This window comes from Nonomuraea sp. NPDC001636 (assembly GCF_040298265.1).
GTDB lineage: Bacteria > Actinomycetota > Actinomycetes > Streptosporangiales > Streptosporangiaceae > Nonomuraea.
Genome location: NZ_JBEOZT010000030.1, coordinates 62079 through 79551 on the forward strand (window position 1 = coordinate 62079; position 17473 = coordinate 79551).

15 protein-coding genes are annotated in these 17473 nt (G+C 74.3%); 4 read left to right on the top strand and 11 right to left on the bottom strand.

From position 1 onward, the window contains the following. Positions 1–21 precede the first annotated feature (21 nt). From ABT158_RS40885 to ABT158_RS40915, 7 genes are all read right to left on the bottom strand, one after another. Positions 22–2037, bottom strand: a complete 2016-nt coding sequence (locus tag ABT158_RS40885) for a CHAP domain-containing protein (RefSeq protein ID WP_352363030.1) — start codon at positions 2035–2037, stop codon at positions 22–24. A 267-nt stretch (positions 2038–2304) separates the two neighbouring features. After that, positions 2305–3054, bottom strand: a complete 750-nt coding sequence (locus tag ABT158_RS40890; protein WP_352363032.1) for a glucose 1-dehydrogenase — start codon at positions 3052–3054, stop codon at positions 2305–2307. Next, positions 3041–5053: an acetate--CoA ligase family protein gene (locus ABT158_RS40895; protein WP_352363164.1), complete on the bottom strand. Its 2013-nt coding sequence runs from the start codon at positions 5051–5053 to the stop codon at positions 3041–3043. The genes ABT158_RS40890 and ABT158_RS40895 overlap by 14 nt, the downstream gene beginning before the upstream one ends. A 98-nt stretch (positions 5054–5151) precedes the next feature. Beyond that, the gene (locus ABT158_RS40900) at positions 5152–6666 is read right to left on the bottom strand and encodes a class I adenylate-forming enzyme family protein (RefSeq protein WP_352363034.1); all 1515 of its coding nucleotides are present in this window, start codon (positions 6664–6666) and stop codon (positions 5152–5154) included. A gap of 18 nt (positions 6667–6684) precedes the next feature. After that, the gene (locus tag ABT158_RS40905) at positions 6685–7008 is read right to left on the bottom strand and encodes a VOC family protein (RefSeq protein ID WP_352319442.1); all 324 of its coding nucleotides are present in this window, start codon (positions 7006–7008) and stop codon (positions 6685–6687) included. Beyond that, positions 7005–7367 (bottom strand): Zn-ribbon domain-containing OB-fold protein, encoded by a 363-nt coding sequence (locus ABT158_RS40910; RefSeq protein ID WP_352363036.1) that lies wholly within the window; start codon positions 7365–7367, stop codon positions 7005–7007. Before ABT158_RS40910 ends, ABT158_RS40905 begins: the two co-directional genes overlap by 4 nt. 64 nt (positions 7368–7431) lie before the next feature. Beyond that, the gene (locus ABT158_RS40915; RefSeq protein WP_352363038.1) at positions 7432–9258 is read right to left on the bottom strand and encodes a serine/threonine-protein kinase; all 1827 of its coding nucleotides are present in this window, start codon (positions 9256–9258) and stop codon (positions 7432–7434) included. Positions 9259–9436: 178 nt separating this feature from the next. On the opposite strand from ABT158_RS40915, the gene ABT158_RS40920 reads away from it, so the two are divergent. Continuing rightward, positions 9437–10027 carry a cysteine hydrolase family protein gene (locus ABT158_RS40920; RefSeq protein WP_352363040.1) on the top strand — a complete coding sequence of 197 codons (591 nt, stop codon included), beginning with the start codon at positions 9437–9439 and terminating at the stop codon, positions 10025–10027. Beyond that, positions 10027–10764: an SDR family NAD(P)-dependent oxidoreductase gene (locus ABT158_RS40925; RefSeq protein ID WP_352363166.1), complete on the top strand. Its 738-nt coding sequence runs from the start codon at positions 10027–10029 to the stop codon at positions 10762–10764. The genes ABT158_RS40920 and ABT158_RS40925 overlap by 1 nt, the downstream gene beginning before the upstream one ends. A gap of 14 nt (positions 10765–10778) precedes the next feature. Here the strand turns inward: ABT158_RS40925 and ABT158_RS40930 are convergent, their stop codons facing one another. After that, positions 10779–12068, bottom strand: coding sequence for a serine hydrolase domain-containing protein (locus ABT158_RS40930; RefSeq protein WP_352363042.1), 1290 nt, complete (start codon positions 12066–12068; stop codon positions 10779–10781). Positions 12069–12097: 29 nt separating this feature from the next. Between ABT158_RS40930 and ABT158_RS40935 the strand changes: the two genes are divergently transcribed. Beyond that, positions 12098–13006: a cyclase family protein gene (locus tag ABT158_RS40935; protein ID WP_352363044.1), complete on the top strand. Its 909-nt coding sequence runs from the start codon at positions 12098–12100 to the stop codon at positions 13004–13006. A gap of 10 nt (positions 13007–13016) precedes the next feature. Here the strand turns inward: ABT158_RS40935 and ABT158_RS40940 are convergent, their stop codons facing one another. Beyond that, positions 13017–14150, bottom strand: coding sequence for a cytochrome P450 (locus tag ABT158_RS40940; protein WP_352363046.1), 1134 nt, complete (start codon positions 14148–14150; stop codon positions 13017–13019). A gap of 98 nt (positions 14151–14248) precedes the next feature. Between ABT158_RS40940 and ABT158_RS40945 the strand changes: the two genes are divergently transcribed. Next, positions 14249–14839, top strand: coding sequence for an acyl-CoA-like ligand-binding transcription factor (locus ABT158_RS40945; protein ID WP_352363048.1), 591 nt, complete (start codon positions 14249–14251; stop codon positions 14837–14839). Positions 14840–14907: 68 nt separating this feature from the next. On the opposite strand, the gene ABT158_RS40950 is transcribed toward ABT158_RS40945, so the two are convergent. Next, complete coding sequence (locus ABT158_RS40950; RefSeq protein WP_352363050.1) at positions 14908–16395, bottom strand: AMP-binding protein; 1488 nt, start codon at positions 16393–16395, stop codon at positions 14908–14910. A gap of 2 nt (positions 16396–16397) precedes the next feature. Beyond that, entirely contained in the window at positions 16398–17465 is a 1068-nt protein-coding gene (locus ABT158_RS40955) for an LLM class flavin-dependent oxidoreductase (RefSeq protein WP_352363052.1), read from the bottom strand. Positions 17466–17473 lie beyond the last annotated feature (8 nt).

Here is a 17473-nt window from a genome sequence, read left to right on the forward strand (position 1 = left end):
GCCCGCCCCGGCGGGCCGTCCTCAGGCGGGCTGACGTTCCCGGCCGGGGGTGCGGTGACGGCGGCCGCGCAGCGGGGCGTCCTGGACGAAGGCGTCGAAGGCGTCGATGGTGGTCGTGCCGCCGGACTCCTGGCGCAGGCCGCGCGGGTGCTGCGAGACCGTGGCCCCGGCGGCGGCGGTTCCGGCGCGACGGTGGCGGCGGCCGCGCGGGACGGAATCGGCGGTGAACTCGTCCATGAAGAAGGGGTGCTCGGAGGCGGACGCGTCCGGGTGCGGGTCGCTGCGGCGGCGACGGCCCTGGTACGTCGCGCCGATCCCGGACGCCTGGGCGGCCCGCGGCGTCGTCCTCGTCCGGGCGGCCACCTCGGCGCCCGGCCGGGGGCTGGGGGAGAAGGCGCTGAACGTGCTCGTCGCCGGGGGGAGCGAGATCGGCACCATTGGGCCGGTGTCGAACATGGGCTCGAAGGGCGCCGTGTCGGTGGCGGGCCGGAACGAGGCGCTGTCCAGCCGCCGCGGCGGGGCCGTTCGGGCGGTGAACGGCTCGAACGCGTCCACACCGGCCGCGACCTCGGCGCCGCCCGCCGGGCCGAACTCGGGGACGGGGGCGGCGAACTCGAAGGTGCGGCTCCGACCGGCCTCGAAAGAGCCCGCGTCGAGCTCGATGCGGTCCCTCCGACCGGTCTCGGGCGAGACGGTCGCGCGTTCGAAGGCCGTGCCGGAAGGGGCGGCGGTGAGTTCGAAGGGGGCGGCGGGCTCGGCGGTGGTCCGCAGCGAGGAGGGGCGGGTGTGCTCGTGGCGCGTCTCCACGGGACGGCGGCGACGCCGGTGGCGCGAGGGGGCGGCGTGGGTGCCTCGCCTGGAACGCGTCCCGGGAAGGGGAACGGCGACGGGCACGGGAACAGGCAGCGCAATGGGCACGGCGATGCCCGCAGAGACGCCCGCAGAGACGCCCGCGGTGACGCCCGCGGCGGTGGTCTCCGCCGAGGTGACGCTCAGGCCGGCGGTGCTCAGGGTGGCGCCTTCGCCTGCGGAGAGGGTCGCGGCGGCGCGTGCGCGGGCGGCCTTCGCCGAGGCGGTCGCCGGGCGGAGGCGGCTCTGGCGGGTCTTCGCCAGGGCGACGAGCGCCAGCGCGGCGATCAGCGCGGACCCGACCAGCGACGGGGAGCCGATCGCGGGCATCGAGCCGGTCGAGGAGGCGTCCACGAGCGTGGGAAGGGGCTCGGCGGTGGCGGACGTGGTGTCGGCGGTCGTCGCCTTGGCGTGCTTGGACTTCTGTCCCGACCTCCCGGCCGCCGCCGTCGGCACGGGCGCCGCCCCCGTCGCGGGCGAGGCGGACGCGGAGGGCACGGCGGGGGACGCCGAAGGCGAGGACGCCGTGGTCCTGGCCGGCTTGTCGGATTCGGCCTTCGGCCGCGCGGCGAGCGGGGCCTCGGCGGCGCGCTCCTGCTCGACGTGCGGGATCAGGGAGCTGAGCGAGTCGGCGGGGAGCTGGAGCGTTCCCACGTCGGTGCCGGGCCGGGCGGGCGTCGCGGCCTGCTCGTCGGCCCGCTTCTGGGCCGCCTCCTCGTCGAGGCGGGCCTTGACGCGCTCGGGGTAGCCGTAGCCGACGACCTTGCTGGTGTCGCGCTCCTTGCGCTTGGCGACGCCGCCGTCGATGTTGCCCTCGATGGTGAAGATCGTGTCGCCCTCGACCCGCGTGACGATGCCGACGTGGTCGATGTTGTCGATCTTGCCGGTGCCGCTCCAGTCGTAGAAGACGAACGCGCCGGGCTTGGGCGTCTTCCCCCAGGCTCCCTGAGCCTTGAACCATTCGGCGTGCCGTACGGTCCAGGCGAACTGCCCGATCCACTCCTGGTAGCCGAGCTTGTGCGCGGCCCAGGAGAGGTACATGTCACACCAGGGTGCGGCGGAGTAGTCGGCGTCGAACTCGACGGTCTTGCCGTACCAGTCGCCGAACTTGGTGTACGCACCGGCCTTCTCGGCGTAGCCGAGCTGGCTCTCCAGCAGGTCGATGTACTTCTGCATCTCGGGCGTCATGGAAGTATGGGGGAACCTTCCGGTCAAGATCCGGATTTATCCACACATAGTCGGGTACACGGGGGTAACCCGGGACATGTGTGGCAAAACCGGAAACCTGTAGTCTTCCGTGCGGTGCGAGGTTACCGCTTCGTGACCAAGGTCAAGCACGCCCCAAGAGAGGGTAAAGACATCACCGGGCGCATAATCGCAGCTCAACCAGGCTGTCGGAGATGCCCAGGGTGGGTGATCTAACAGGAAAAGGCGCGCGTGTCGCGCCCACGGAGCCTAGTAACCGGCCCCCGTCAGCAGCCCTCCGTCCACCGTGAACTCGCTCCCCGTGCAGTAGCTGGCCCGGTCCGAGGCCAGGAACGCCACCACGTGCGAGACCTCCACCGGCTTCGCGAACCGCTTGATGACCATGGACTTCACGAACGCCTCCGCGTCCACCTCGGCCATCAGGTCCGGGTTCACCGCCATCGCCGTGTTGATCGCCCCTGGATGCACCGAGTTAACCCGGATTTTGAACCGGGCCAGCTCCCGCGCGGCCGACTTGGTCAGCCCGCGCACCGCGAACTTCGAGGCCGCGTACGCCGACAACCCCTCCGCCCCGACGAACCCCTCGATCGAGGAGATGTTCACGATGGCGCCGCGCCCGGCCGCCTTCATGGGCTCGATCACCGACTTGACCCCCAGCCAGGTGCCCTTGAGGTTCACGTCGATCACCCGGTCGAAGTCCTCGGGCGCCATGTCCTGGATGCGGCCGTAGGTGAGGATGCCGGCGTTGTTCACCAGGACGTCGAGCCGGCCGTGCAGCTCCGTGGCCGTGCCGACGGCCCGCCGCCATTCGTCCGGGCTGCGCACGTCGTGCCGCACGTACGCGGCCCCGGTCTCGGCGGCCAGCGCCTTGCCCTCCTCCTCCAGCACGTCGCCGAAGACCACCTGCGCGCCCTCTTCGAGGAACAGGCGCACGTGCGACTCGCCCATGCCCCTGGCCCCGCCCGTGATCAGCGCGACCTTGCCGTCAAGCAGTCCCACGACTACCTCCTGCCACGACGGCCGCCGCGGCCGCCTCCATGGAGCGGTAGACGGGGACGCCCGCCGCCGCCGCGATCCGCCGTACCTCGTCCTCCACGCCCGCGGGCGCGCACTCGCCGTTCCTGGTGACGAGCGTGATCCTGACCCGCGGCAGCGCCTCCTGCGCGGCGGCCAGGGCCCGCGCGTAGTCGTACAGGGGCTCGGCCGCGTCGCCGTAGGTGAAGAAGCTCTGCACGTTCACGTGGGCGACCACGTCCGCGTACGGCTCCCGCCGGACGATCGCCCCGATCACCTCCGGCACCAGCCCGGGACGCCCGCGCGGCCCCACCGGCACCTCCAGCGGGTTGCCCGCGGCGGCCAGGCCGAGCCCGTCGAGCACGCCGTCCGGCAGCGGGGCGAGCCGCACGCCGGCCCGGTCGAACGCGTCGGCCGCCAGCACGCCCGCGCCGCCGCTCGGCCCGATCACCAGCACCCGGTCGCCGTCCGTCACGCGGGAGCCGTGCGCCTGGAAGAAGGCCAGCACGCCGATCAGGTCGTCCTGGGAGGACACCAGCGCCGTGCCGGTCTGGGCCGCGACCGCCGCCCACACCCGCAGGTCGCTCACCATGCCGCCGGTGTGGGAGAGCGCCGCCCGCTGTCCCTGCGAGCTGCGCCCGCCGACCAGCAGCGCCACCGGCAGCTCCGCCGCGCGCAGCGCCTCGTGCAGCTCCCGGCCGCCGCGCGGGTCCTCCAGGTAGAGCCCGACGGCCCGCGTCTCGGGGTCGCGGGCCAGCCAGGACAGCAGCTCGGCGGGGGTCACGTCGGCCGCGTTCCCCACGGTGACGACCCGGCTGAACGCCAGCCCGCGCCGCTCCCCGACCTTGATCACCTCGCCCGCGAGGCCGCCGCTCTGCGAGATCAGCGCGACCGTCCCCGCCGGTCCGACGCCGCCGCCGACGAACGTCTGCCGGCCGCGCGGGCAGTACACGCCCATGCAGTTGGGGCCGAGCAGCCGGGTGCCCGCCGCGCGCGCGGCCGCGGCCAGGTCGCGTTCCAGGTCCGCGCGTCCGGCCTCGCCGAACCCGCCGCTCATCACCTGCACGTACGGGATGCCCGACGCCTGCCGCACGACCTCGGCGCACCGCTCGGCGGGCACCGCCACCAGCGCGTAGTCCACGTCGGCGGCGGCCAGCGACGGCACCGCGGGCACCCCCGCCACCTCGGCGGCCGACGGGTGCACGGCCACCAGCGGCACCCCGGCCGCCCGGTAGAAGTCGAGGAACATGTTCCCGAAGTTCGGCCTGCTCGCCGAGGCGCCGACGACGGCCACCGCGCGGGGCTCGAAGAGCGGCAGGAAGTCGGCCGGCTCGCGGACGGCGGGCGGGCGCGGCCGGCCGGGCAGGTGGCGCGCGTCCACCGCGGTCACGCCGGAAGGGGTGGCGATGACCGGGTTCAGCTCGAACTCGCCCAGTTCCAGCCGTTCCCACAGGCCGCCGGGTCCGCCGACCGTCATGAGCAGCTTGACGACGGCGTCCACGTCCACGGGCGGGTGGCCGCGGTGGCCGCGCAGGAGGGCCGCGCCGCGCAGTTCGTCCAGCATGAGCCGCGCGTCCCGCTCGGAGATCGGGCAGAGGCGCAGCGCCGTGTCGCGCATCGCCTCCGTCCAGACGCCGCCCAGCCCGGCCAGCAGCACCGGGCCGAACCCCGGGTCGCCGACCAGCCCGACGATCAGCTCCACCCCGGCGGGCGCCTGCTCCTCGACCAGGAACCCCTCCACGTCGAGCCGGGAGCGCATCTCCGCGGCCGCCGCGGCGAGGCCGTCCGCCCGCAGGCCGAGCCGTACGGCCCCCGCCTCCGACTTGTGCACCAGCCCGGGGCCGAACGCCTTCAGCACCAGCGGCTCGGCCAGCTCCCCGGCCGCCGCGAAGTCCAGGTCGCGCACCACGACCCCACGCGGCACCGGCACCCCGGCCGCGGCGACCAGCTCCTTGACCTCGTGCTCGCGGGGGACGCGGGGGATGTCCCGGGTTTCGTGCTCGCCAGTGGCACGGGGGGCGTCCTGGGGGTTGTGCTCGTGCGGGGCGCGGGGGAGGTCCCGGTTTCCGGGTTGCTGGGCGCTCACCCGAGCAGGTGCCCGTGCTGCTCGCGGATCCGGCGGCGCAGCAGCTTGCCGGGGCCGCCGGAGGCGTCCTGGGAGTGCGGCAGCTCGCCGGTCACCACGATGTGGTCGGGCCGCTGGTGCGGGGGCAGCGTGTCGGCCAGGGCGAGCGACAGCTTGGCGGCGTCCAGCGACTGCCCGGCGCGCGGCACGACCGCCAGCAGCACCCGCTGCTCGTCCGCCCCCTCGGGGACGCCCACCGCCCCGGCCTCCGCCACGCCGTCCAGCGCCGAGACGGCCTCCTCGATCGTGGCGGGCTGCGTCCACTGGCCGTGCTTGAGTATGGAGTCCTCGCGGCGGCCGAGGACGCGCAGCACGCCGTCGGCCGACAACGTCCCGAGGTCGCCGCCCACGTACCACTCGCCGCGCAGGACGCCGTGGTCGTCCGTGCCGTCGTAGCCCGCCATGCGGTGCGGCCCGGCCAGGTTGATCTCGCCGACCTCGCCGGTCACCGCGGCGCCGGACGGGCCGGTGACCCGTACGGCGTTGCCCGTGCGCGCCCGCCCGGACGACCCGAGCGGCGTCGAGCCGTCGTCCACGCGGCCCATGCACGTGTAGGGCGCCTCGGTCTGCCCGTAGTAGGAGTAGACGCCGGCGCCGGGCAGCCTGGCCTTGATCCGGTCGAGCATGGTCGCGGTCAGCGGCTCGCCGCCCAGCATGATCACCTGGATCGACGACAGGTCCACCCCCTCGTGCTCGGACGTCCCCAGCAGCGCCGCGTAGAACGACGGGATCTGCGACACGTGGGTGACCCGTTCGCGCGGCACCACGCGCAGGAAGTTCGCCGGCCCCCAGTCCTGCTCCAGCACCAGGCGCATGCCCGCGTACAGGGCCGGGCCGACGATGGCGGGGAAGCCGATGCCCCAGATGATCGCGCCGGTGCCGAACACCGAGTCGGGGCCGCGCGGCACGTCCAGCCAGATCTGGGCGGTCGCCAGGGAGGAGGCGTGGGTGTGCACGACGGCCTTCGGCAGGCCGGTCGTGCCGGAGGTGTAGTAGAGGGCCAGCGGGTCGTCGTGGAAGCCGCCCAGCGGCGGTTCCTCCTCCTGGCCGGCGGTCAGCTCACCGGCGTCGATCCAGGTGGTGACCTGCGGGAGGGCGTCCCTGATGCCGTCGACCAGGTCGGCGACCGTGGAGTCGTACACGAAGGCCGTGCAGCCGGAGGCGGCCACCACCGCCCGCAGCGTCTCGGCCGGCCAGTACGGGTTGAGCGCCGCCGTCACCGCGCCGATCTTGGCCTGGGCCAGGTAGACCTCGGCGACCAGCAGCGTCTCGTTGAGCAGCGCCGCCACCCGCTGCCCGGCGGTGAGCCCGGCCGCCAGCAGCGCGTTCGCCCGGCGGTTGACGGCCCGGTTCAGCTCGTCGTAGGTGAAGCTGCGCTCGCCGCAGTACGTCAGCGCCACCCGGTCGGGCGTGCGCAGCGCTCCGGCGGTCAGGATCGCGTGGCCGTAGTTGCCGTAGGGTGATCGCGCCATGGGGGGGTGGCCTCCAGGTCAGAGGGGCGAGTAGAGCACGAACGTGTTTCCTGAGGGGTCGCGCAGCACGGCCCGCCTCTCGTGCGGCCCGTCCTCGGGCGCGCGCACCACCTCGGCCCCGCGCGCCGCCATCTCGCGCACCGTGACCGCCACGTCGTCCACCTTGTACGACGGCGCCGCCGACGCGGTGACGTGCTCGGCCGGCCCGGCCAGCGCCACGGTGACGCCGCCGCCGTCCAGCGCGGCGAAGCGGTCGCCGTCCCTGAACTTCACCGGCAGGCCGTAGAAGGCGATCGCCTCGTCCAGGTCGGCTACGGGGATGAGCACGTTGCCGAGCTTCACAGGGGCCTCCAATGCGGCAGATCGTCCACGAACGTCACCCGCACCGGCATCCCGACGCGGACCTCCTCCGGCGCGCACCCCACGACGTGCCCGAACGCGCGCACACCCTCGTCCAGGTCCACCCACGCCGGCACGTACGGCTCCCGCCCCCGGTAGCCGGGCGCGAACGACCGGTGCACGACGGTGAACGTGTGAACCGTCCCCGTGCCCCTGGCGGGCTCGGCGGCCAGCTCGGCGCCGCCGCACGACGGGCACGACGGCTCGGGCAGGCAGCCGCGGCGGCCGCAGGACACGCAGCGCCGGATCACCAGCTCGCCACGCGCCTCTACGGCGCCGGTGGGGGAGGTGTCACCGCTCATCGCTGCCAAGCTAGCGCACGCTTGGTTGGCGGACAAGAGCCACCGCTGCACGGCTCCTTTGCGCCTAATGGCCGGGCACCAGGCCGCCCTCCCCGGAGGGGGAGACCGGCGGGAGGGCGGCCTCCGTGGGGTAGGTGGTTCCCGGCGTGGGGTGTGCCACGGGCCGGCCGCTGACCGGCGGCGTCGCCCCCGAGGTCGGGTGGTCCACGGGCTGCCCGCCGGTCGGGGACGCGGTGCCGGTCGGGGTGGCCGGGCCCGAGCGGGTCGGCGGTGGGGCGGTGCAGGCGGGGCCGTCCACCGCGACCTCGCTCACCTGCGGCCCGTTGACCGCCGCCGGCTCGGTCATGACGACGATCCCGAGGTAGGCCCGCACCCCGCAGTCCACGCTCCCGGGATCGTGCCGGACCCCGCTGGTGTAGGCGGTGCTGCCGCGCAACGTGAGGGTCTCCCGCCGCAGGGTGGTGACCGGCCCGTCGCCGAGCCGCCGCGTGTACGCGATCCGCAGCCGCACCGGCCCCGTGCCGTCCGCGGACACCTTGATCGCGCCCGCCGAGCCGCTCCACCGCGCGATGCTCGCCTCCCGTACGGCGGGCGGCGGCAGGGCGGTCCCGCTCTGCACCCGCGTCGGCCCTGTGGGAGGCCCTGTGGGAGGCGCTGTCGGCGGTACGGCGCTCGTGGGCGCGGGCGGTCCGGTCGGGACGTGCGGTCCGCCGGTGGGCGCGGGCGGCGACGCGCTGCCGCGGGCGGTGGCGGGCGTGCTCCTGCGGGGCGTCGGCGTGTGGGCGTCGACCGGCGCCGGGTTCAGCTCGCCCGACGGCTTCGGCTGCGGCATGAGGATCGTGCCCGCCCCCGGGGACAGCCGTCCGCCGGAGATCACGAGGGCGATCGCCACGGCGACCACCGTCGCGCCCGCCACCCACAGGTGCGGCGGCAGGGCGGGCAGCCGGACCGCCCGCCCGCGGATCCCGGCGCGCGGCCGGCCCGGGGCGCGGGCGTCCTGTTCGGTCCTGGCCGCCAGCGGGAAGCGCAGGGCCAGCAGCGTGGCCAGCTCGGCGAGCCGGCGGCGGCCCCGCTGCTCCCAGCCGGGCCCGTACCCCGCGACGGCGTCCTCCTCCAGCTCGGCCGCGAACTGCCGGGCCGAGGCGTACCGGGCCGCCGGGTCCTTCGCCAGCCCGCGCCTGAGCAGGTCACGCAGGGCGTCCGGGACCACCTCCAGCGGCACCGGCGCCGCCAGGTGCAGCTCCCGCAGGGCGGCGACGTCCTGCTCGCCGTCGCCGCCCTCCTTGTACGCCCGGTAGGGCGGCCGCCCCCTGACCGCCTCGAACAGCACGCAGGCCGCCGCGTACAGGTCGGCCGGCGGCCCGGCCCGTCCCTGCGTCCACAGCTCCGGCGACATGTACGCCGGGCTCCCCGCCGGCACCCCCGGCTCCTCGGCGTGCACGACCACCCCGAAGTCGGCCAGCTTGCTCGTGCCGTCCGCCTGGACCAGGACGTTCTCCGGCTTGACGTCCCGGTGCGGCACGCCCTTCTCGTGCGCGGCGGCCAGGGCGGCGAGGATGCCCTTGAGCAGCACCAGGGCCGCCTCCGGGGGCGTCCGGCCGTGCTCGGCCAGCAGTGTGCGCAGCGAGACGCCGTCCACCAGCTCCATGACGACGGCGGCGCGGGCCGGGGTCTCGACGTACTCGTAGAGGCGGACCACGTTGGGGTCGTCGAGCTCGACGAGCTGATGGGTGTCGGTCCTGAAGCGGTCCATGAACTCGGGGTCCCTGCGCAGGGTGGCGTTCAGGTACTTGATCGCGACGTAGGCGCCGGTGGACTGGTAGGTGGCGAGGAACACGCGGCCGGTGCGGCCCGCGCCGAGCTGACGAACTTCACGGTAACCAGGGACCAAGTCCAACCCCCATCAGCCATGCCGTCGTGCATTCGACGGTCTCACCCGGGGTGTGGGTTGTCACGTCTGGAGAAATTTCGCCCTTTGTGATGAAAGGTGACGTCCGGTGAGGCCGTGGGGGCGGTGTTATGCTGTGGCGAACCCAAGCAAGCGCTCGGCTAAATGACGGAGGGTGCGGGTGGAGCGGTCGGCCGTGCTGGTGATGGAGATGCAGCGGGGGGTCGTCGGCGATCTCACGAAATTTCCGGATTTGGTGGCGGCCTGTGCCCGTCACGACGTCGTCCCCAACGCCGCCCGCGTCCTGCGCACGGCCCGAGCGGCCGGGCTCCCGGTGATCCACTGCACGGCCGCCTTCCGGCCGGACCGGGCGGGCTCGCACACCGGCAACTGCCCGTTCATCGTCTCCCTGCTCAAGGACCCCGCGCACATGCTGGAGGGCACGCCCGCCGTCGAGGTGCTGCCCGAGCTGCGCGAGGACGGCGACCTGGAGAGCCGGCGGCATCACGGGTTCTCGCCGTTCACCGGCACCTCGCTGGACATGACGCTGCGCTCCCTCGGCGTCTCGTCCGTGGTCGCGATGGGGGTCTCGCTCAACCTGGGCATCCCGGGGCTGGCGCTGGAGGCGGTCAATCTCGGCTACCGGGTGACGGTGGTGCGGGACGCCGTGGCCGGGATCCCCGAGGACTACGCCAAGGCCGTCCTGCGCAACACGATCGGCCTGCTGGCCACCCGCGTCGCCGCGGCCGACCTCGTCCGGGCGTGGACGTGATGGACGGCCTGCGCCTCGACGGCCGCGTCGCCGTCGTCACCGGGGGAGCGGGCGCGATCGGCACGGCCGTCGCGACCGACCTCGCCGCGCTCGGGGCCCGCGTCACCGTCGCCGACGTGGACCTGCCGGGCGCCCGCCGGACGGCCGCGGCGCTGCCCGGGGCGCGGGCGCTGGCCGTGGACCTGGCCGCGCCCGCCTCCGTCGAGGCGTTCTGCGCCGCGGCCGGGCCCGTGGACGTGCTCGTGCACAACGCCGGGGTGTCGGTCGTGCGGCCGTTCACGGCGAGCGATCCGGCGGACTGGGACCTCATGTGGCAGGTCAACCTGCGCGGCCCGATGCTCATGACCAAACTGCTCCTGCCCGGCATGACGGCCAGGGGCTGGGGGCGGCTGGTGTTCGTCTCCTCCGACGGCGCCAGGGCCGGGTCGGGCGGCGAGGGCGCGTACGCGGCCACCAAGGCGGGCCTGTTCGGCCTGGCCAAGACGCTCGCCAGGGAGGCCGCGAGAGGCGGGGTGACCTCGAACGTCGTCTGCCCCGGGCCGACCGACACCCCGATGCTCCGGCGGATCTCCGAGGCCGAGCCGGGGCTCGTGGACAAGATCGCCAAGGGGATCCCGCTGCGCCGGCTGGGCACGCCCGCCGACGTCGCGGGGCTGATCGCCTACCTGTGCACCGACCGCGCCGCCTACATCACCGGCCAGACGCTGTCGGTGAGCGGCGGCGTGACCATGCAGTGACGCGCGCCGTGGGGTCACAGGGAGCGGTAGACCGCCTCGATCAGGCGCAGGCCGCGCAGGTTGCCGGTGAGGCTGTCGGCCATCCGGTTCATCACGTACCCGAAGGCGAGCCTGCGGTCGGGGTCGCCCATGCCGAGCGAGCCGCCCATCCCCGAGTGGCCGAATGCGGTCGCCGACGGCATCGGGAACGCGAACGACGGGCGCATGTAGCCGAGCCCGAACGCGGTGTCCATGAACAGCACGCGGTCGGGGCCGCTGACGCGGGGGCGCAGGGCGTCCTGGAGGGTCGCCGAGCTCAGCAGGTCGCCGCCGACCAGCGCGCGGTAGAACCCGGCCAGGCCCTTGGCGGTGGTGACGACCCCGGCGGCGGGCCATCCGGCGCGCAGGATCACCGGGTTGTTCGCGCCGCCTTCGAGCAGGCGGATGGCCGGGTTGCCGAGCGCCCGGTTCATCAGGCTGCCGGGGTCGAGCACCGCCCGGCCCATCTCGCCCAGCAGATCCCGCCCCCCACCGGCGCCCGGCCCGGTCCCGCCGCCGGAGGGAGCGGGGGTCCCCGGGGCGGCCGAGGGGCTCTCGGAGGCGGGCGCTGGGGTCGGGGAGGCTCCCGAGGCGGGCGCGGAGGTCTCAGGGGCTCCCGAGGCGGGGGCGGGGGCGGCGTTCTCGGGATCGGGGCGGGGGCGGGTGGGGGCCTTGAGGCGGGCGGCGCGGGGGATCACGTCGTCGGGCGCGCCGACCCACAGGTCCAGCCCCAGCGGCCCGGCGATCTCGGCCGCCACCAGCTCGCCCACCGACTTCCCGGTGACCCGCCGCACCACCTCCCCGACCAGGAAGCCGTACGTCAGCGCGTGGTACCCGTGCGCCGTCCCCGGCTCCCACAGGGGCCTCTGACCGGTGAGCCGGGCCGCGATGGCCGGCAGGTCCTCGAACTCCGCCACCGGCACCGGCGTCTCGATCACCGGCAGCCCGCAGGAGTGCGTCAGCACGTGCTCGACCGTGACCGCCTCCTTGCCCTCGGCGGCGAACTCCGGCCACACGTCGGCGACCGGCGCCCGCACGTCCACCAGCCCCCGCTCGGCGAGCCGCAGCAGCACGGTGGCCGCCACCGCCTTCGTGCACGAGTACGCGAAGGCCGGGGTGTCCGCCTCCCAGGCGCGTCCCGTGTGCCGGTCGGCGACGCCGTCCCACAGGTCCACGACCAGCTCGCCGTCGAGGTGGACGGCCACCGCCGCGCCCAGCTCCTCGCCCTCGGCGAAGTTCCGCTCGAACGCCTCGCGCACGCGGGAGAACCGGGGATCGCAGTACATCAGACCTCCGCAGGAAAGGAAGCGCTTACTTGGTGCACGAGCCTAACAACTGGGGACGATTCGGCCCAGACGATCAGCGGGGCACGCTCAACCTGCTGACCCCCGCCGTCGTCCTGGAGGCCCTGCGCAGCGCCGTCACGGGCGAGGTGCTGAGCCTGGCCATGCCGATCAGGGGAGCCACCTCCTCGGCGGCCCCCACGACCGTCCCCCACCTGCGGGGCCGCCCGCTGCCGCAGCACTTCATGTCCGTGGACGGCGGCGACTACGCCGCGGGCGCCCGCCCGGTCGGCGACGGCCTGCGGGTGGCCGACGACGCCCTGCTGGTCAGCCACCACGGCACCACCACCCACATGGACGCGCTGTGCCACATGTGGACCGGCGACCGGCTCTACAACGGCCACCCGGCCGCCCGCGTCCGCTCCTACGGCGCCACCAGGTGCGGGATCGAGCACGTCGGCGGCGTGGTGGCCAGGGGCGTGCTGTTCGACGTGCCCCGGCGGCTCGGGCTCGACCACCTGCCGGCGGACTTCCGCATCCCGGCCGGGCTGCTCCAGGAGATCGCCACGCCGCGCCCCGGCGACGTCGCGGTGGTCCGTACGGGATGGCCGCTGGTGTGGCAGCGGTCGCGCGAGGAGTACTGGGCGGGGCAGCCGGGGCTGTCGGCGGAGGCCGGCGCCTGGCTGGCCGCCCGGGACGTGTCGGCGGTGGCCTGCGACAACGCCGCCGTGGGCGGCCTGAACGAACACCAGCTCGCCGACGAGTGCGCCGCCGACGACCTGCACCTCATCCTGCTCCACCGGCACGGCGTGCACCTGGTCGAGATGTTGTGGCTGGAGGAGCTGGGCGCGGCCGGGCGGACGGAGTTCGTCTTCGTGGCCGCGCCGCTGCGCATCGAGGGCGGCACCGGCAGCCCGATCACCCCGCTCGCCGTCCTGTGAGCGCGCCGGGTCACCAGGTGACGGGCAGGCTCCGGACGCCGTACACCGAGGCGTCGTGCTTGACCGGCACCTCGGCCGCCGGCACGGCCAGCCGCAGGCCCGGGAAGCGCTCGAACAGCGCCCGGTAGCCGATCCGCAGCTCGATCCTGGCGAGCTGCTGGCCGAGACACTGGTGCACGCCGTGCCCGAAGGCCAGGTGGCGGCGCGCCTCCGGACGGTCCGGGAGCAGCCGGTCGGGGTCGGCGTACACGGCGGGGTCGCGGTTGATCACGGGCAGGGACAGGGCCACGGTCTCGCCCGTCCTGACGGTCATGCCCGCCACCTCCACGTCCTCCAGCGCGGCTCTGGACGGCGCGCCGAGATGCAGGATCGACAGCCGGCGCAGCAGCTCCTCGACCGCGCCCTCCTCGTAGGGGCAGCCGCGCTCCAGCAGCGCGAACACGCCCAGCGCCAGCATGTTCGCCGTGGTCTCGTGGCCCGCCACCAGCAGGATCACCGCGAGTCCGGCGAGCTCGTCGTCGCCGAGCTCGCCGGTCAGGTCGCCGATCAGGCCGCCGTCCGGCTCCACGCGCCTGCGGCGGGCCAGGTCGCGCAGGTAGCCGGTCAGCTCGCCGAGCGCCCCCGCGCCGTCCGCGCCGAAGGTGACGAGCCGGGCGCTGAGCTCCTGGAACCGGTCGTGGTCGGCGTATGGGACGCCGAGCAGCTCGCAGATGACCAGCGACGGGATCGGCAGCGCGTACGCCGTCACGAGGTCGGCCGGCGGCCCGGCGGCGGCCATGGCGTCGAGGTGGTCGGCGGCGATGCGCTCGATCCGCGGTTCGAGCAGGCGCATCCTGCGCAGCGTGAACCGGCCGGTGAGCAGCCGGCGGTAGCGGGTGTGCTCCGGCGGGTCCGTGGCCGCGAAGAAGCCCGGCGGCGCGGGGGCGCCGAGCCCGGCGGGGCCGCCGGGCGCGGCCCGGTGCTTGAGCTCCTGCCGGGCGCTGAACCGGGGATCGCCCAGCACCGCGCGGGCGGCCTCGGCGGTGGTGGCCAGCCAGCCGAGATGGCCGTCGGCGAACTCCAGACGGCTCATCGCCGGACGGCCGGCCAGCCCGGCCGGGGGATCGAAGGGGCATTCCGCAGGACGTTCGATGGGAAGTCGCATAATCGTGAGAGTAAACTCTCAATTGAGAGTTGCATAGCAAAATCGACCAGTCTCCGACGAGTGGACGCGCGGGACGCCGGCCCGGAGAATGCGGTGACATGAGCGAACGACCTGCCCAGGGCCTGCGCGAGCGGAAGAAGGCCAGGACCCGCGCCCTGATCCAGAAGGAGGCGCTGCGCCTGTTCCGCGAGCAGGGCTACGCGGCGACGACCGTCGAGCAGGTCGCCGAGGCGGCGGAGGTCGCGCCCAGCACCGTCTTCCGCTATTTCCCGACGAAGGAGGACCTGGTGCTGGTCGACCAGTTTCCGCCCTTCGTCGAGGCGCTCAGGGCGGTGCCCGCCGAGGTGGGGCCCGTCCAGGCCGTCCGCGCGGCCATGCGGGCGGTCACGGACGCCCAGACGCCGGAGGAGATCGCCGACGGCATGGAACGGGAGAAGCTCATGCTCACCGTCCCCGAGCTGTGGGCGGCCAGCCTGGAGAACGTCACCGGCGTGCTGCGGACGCTGCGGGAGGAGCTGGCGGCGCGCCAGGGCCGGGACCCGGGCGACCCGGAGATCAGGAACGTCACGGGGGCCGTCACGGGCGTGATGGTGGCCCTGTGGTTCGAATGGGTCCGCAACCCGGCCATGGACGGCCCCGCCGAGCTGGACAAGGCGCTCGCCCACCTGGAGGCCGGGCTTCCGGTATAGCCCGGCCGCACCCGGAGGCCCGGCTTCCGGGTGCGGCCCGGCCCGCGCCTGGAGTCCGCGCTCGGGGGTCAGGCGCCCGGGTAGTTGCCGCCGCCGTACGCGGCGTCGAGGGCGTCGTAGTCGGGGGTGAAGCCCTGCTTGGGGATGGCGTCGGCGAACACCACCTCGCGCGGCCTCTTGTACGCCGCCAGCTCACCCCGGACGTGCGCGACCAGGTCCTCCTGAGAGGCGGCGGCGTCCGGCTTCAGCACGACCACGGCCTTGACCGCCTGGTGCCAGCGCGGGTCGGGCACGCCGATCACGGCGGCGTCGGCGACGGCCGGGTGGGTCCTGAGCGCGCGCTCGACCTCGGCCGGGTAGATGTTCTCGGCGCCCGACTTGATCATGCGGAGGCGGGGGCCGATGAAGGTGATGGTGCCGTCGGGTTCGCGGCGGCCGAGGTCGCCGGTGTGATGCCAGCCGTACCGCGACTTCTCCGCATTTAAGTCGGGCCGGGCGAAATATCCGGAAAAGAGGGTCTTGCCCCTCGCGCAGATCTCGCCCACCTCGCCTGCCGGCACCTCCACGCCCTCCGGATCCAGGATGCGCACCTGGACCAGCGGCGACGGCCGCCCCGCGAACCCCGCCCCGCCCTCGGCCAGCCCGAGGAAGGTGAGCATGCCGCCCACCTCCGTCTGTCCGTACCCGCCCATCTTCGAGCGGCACCAGGGCGAGTCGTCCACGGTGATCATGTCGTCCCACTCGGCGGAGTGGGCGACGAAGCGCAGCGAGGACAGGTCGTACTTGCCGCCCGCGTTCGCCGCCGCGACCGCGTCGATCATCGGCCCGAACAGGAACGCCTGCGTCACCCGCTCGGCGTCGATCAGCCGGCAGACCTCCTCGGCGTCGAAGGCGGGCGTGAACACGTTCGTGCCGCCGATCTGGAGGGTGGCCAGGCAGAACATCATCGTCCCGACGTGGAAGAGCGGCCCGTCGTTGAGGAAGGTGAACCCCGGCTCCATCTGCCGCACGACGAGCAGCGTGGCGCTGTGGGCCACCAGGGCGGCGCTGCTGAGCAGGGCGGCGCCCGGCCGGCCCCCGAAGGCGGCGGTGTACAGGGCGAGCACCGGCTCGGCGTCGTCCACCTGCGGGAACTCGCGCGGCGTGCCCCCGGCGACCAGCTCCTCGTACGCCTCGCCCGCGCGCACCCACGTCGCCTCGTCCGCCAGCCCGGCGGCGGTGTCGGAGTGCTCCCAGACGACGACCCGCGGCGCCAGGTCGGCCAGGACGAACCGCAGCTCGTCCGCCGACTGCCGCCAGTTGGCCGGGCAGAGCACCGCGCCCAGGCGGGAGCAGGCCAGCAGCAGCTCCAGCACGGCGTGCGAGTTCTGGCCGAGCCACAGCACCCGGTCACCGGCGGCCACGCCGCGCCCGGCCAGGGCGTCGGCCAGCCGCGTCACGCGGGCGTCCAGCTCGGGGTAGGTGAGCCGCACGTCCCCGTCCACCACGGCGGTGACCCGGGGGCGGCTGCGGGCGTGGTCCGCCAGGACGTCGGACAGGGTGAGGCTGTGGATCATCGTCATCCTCCTGCGGGGGCGAAGGCCGGCATGACCTCGGCGGCGAAGAAGCGCATGACCCGCTTCATGTCCTCCAGCGGCATGGGCCTGGTGCTGCCGAAGTCGCACAGGAGGTTGCTGAAGCCGGCGTCCCTGAGCAGCGAGATCTGCTCGATCACGCGGGCGGGGGCGCCGATGACCTCAAGCTGCTCCCAGCGGAAGTCCGGCGAGACCGAGCCGCCCTTGAGGTAGCGGTCCTGGTAGTACTCGAAGCCCTCGGCGGCCTTGCCGGTCTTGGGGTCGATGGGCGCGCTGCGCTCGTTGAAGATGCGCGAGCGGTCGAAGGACGCCTCGAACCTGGCCTGGTCCTCGCGGGCCCGCTCCAGCGTGGGGGCGACGTAGACGCTGCGGGCCACCACCAGGTCGGCGCCCGCCGGGTGGCCGGCTCGCGCGGCCGTCTCCCGCCAGGTCTCGGCCGCCTTGACGACCTTGCGGAACGTCGCGGCGGGGTCGGCCAGGACGGGCAGGCCGCGCTCGGCGTACATGGTGACGGTCTCGGGGGAGACCGCGGCCACGTGCAGCGGCGGGTGCGGCGACTGCAGCGGACGCGGCACGAGCGAGACCTCGGCGCCGGTCCGGTAGAACTTCCCCTCGTGCCGGTACGACTCCCGCGTCCACAGCCCGAGGATCACCTCCAGCGCCTCGTTGAACCGGTCGCGCGCCTCGGCCAGGTCGATCCCGAAGCCCTCGAACTCGAAGCTCTGGTACCCCCGCCCGATCCCCAGGTCGAGCCGCCCGCCGGAGAGCACGTCCACCTGCGCGGCCTCCTCGGCCACGTGGACGGGGTTGTGCAGCGGCAGCACCACGATGCCGGTGCCGAGCCGGAGCCGGGAGGTGCGGGCGGCGGCGTGGGCGAGCATGGTGAACAGGTTGGGGGCCACGCCGTAGTCGCGGAAGTGGTGCTCGGCCAGCCGCACCCCGTCGAAGCCCAGCTCCTCGGCCAGCTCGATGAGCTCCAGATGGTAGTCGTAGACGTCCTTGAAGCTCTGGCCGTCGAAGCGGTGGAAGAGGTGGAAGGTCGAGAACTTCATGCGGCGGC